The 757-nt window shown below is 34.7% G+C and carries 1 protein-coding gene and 1 pseudogene; both read right to left on the reverse strand.

The window, feature by feature from the left end; genetic code table 11:
- Positions 1-586: ATP-binding cassette domain-containing protein (locus IDG60_RS27885; protein WP_206161018.1), on the reverse strand; the 586-nt coding region annotated here is incomplete at its 3' end.
- Positions 573-757 (reverse strand): annotated as a pseudogene (locus tag IDG60_RS27890) (nickel transporter permease); the annotation flags it as partial. The pseudogene IDG60_RS27890 and the gene IDG60_RS27885, both read right to left, overlap by 14 nt.

Consider the following 757-nt stretch of genomic DNA (forward strand, 5'->3'; position numbering starts at 1 on the left):
GACCATGTTCTAATACAATATGCTGTAATAAATCCATCACTTGATTACCGTTCAAAGCATCCAATGATGCAACTGGTTCGTCTGCAATGATTAATTTAGGCTCCAACATGAGAACGCTTGCTATGTATACGCGTTCAAGTTGGCCCCCAGAAAGTTGGAAACTATATTTATTTAATATATCTTTGCTTTGTAAATTAACCCACGACAAAGCCTTATCAACTTTGGACAAAGCCTCTTCTTTACTACCTTTATAATGCTTACGATAAATCGCAGTTAACTGTTTACCTAATTTAGTATGGTCGTTAAAACTTTCTGCATAATTTTGAGAAATATAGCCAATTGTATGACCATAATATTGACTCAATCTACTAACATTTTCCCCATCAAATTGGTACGAATCATACGTGCAGCTTAAATCAAATGGTAAATATTCAAGTAAAGCTTTAGCAATCAAACTTTTTCCAGCGCCGCTCTCTCCAATCAAGGCATTAATCTGTTGACTAAAAATTTTCAAATCAATCCCTTTAATAAGAGATTTCTCACTAGTATTCTTTATTGTTAAATTTTGTATATCAATGAGACTCATCATATTCACCCCGTTGTTTCAGCAATCTATCTCTTAGTGCATCACCGGTTAAATTAAAAATTAAAATAGTTATAGCAATGACTGAAGCAGGTGCAATCAACATAATTGGATGAGACGAAATAAAATCACGACCTTGTTGCAACATAGCGCCCCACTCTGGTGTTGGCGGTT

The organism is Staphylococcus sp. EG-SA-2 (assembly GCF_017152085.1).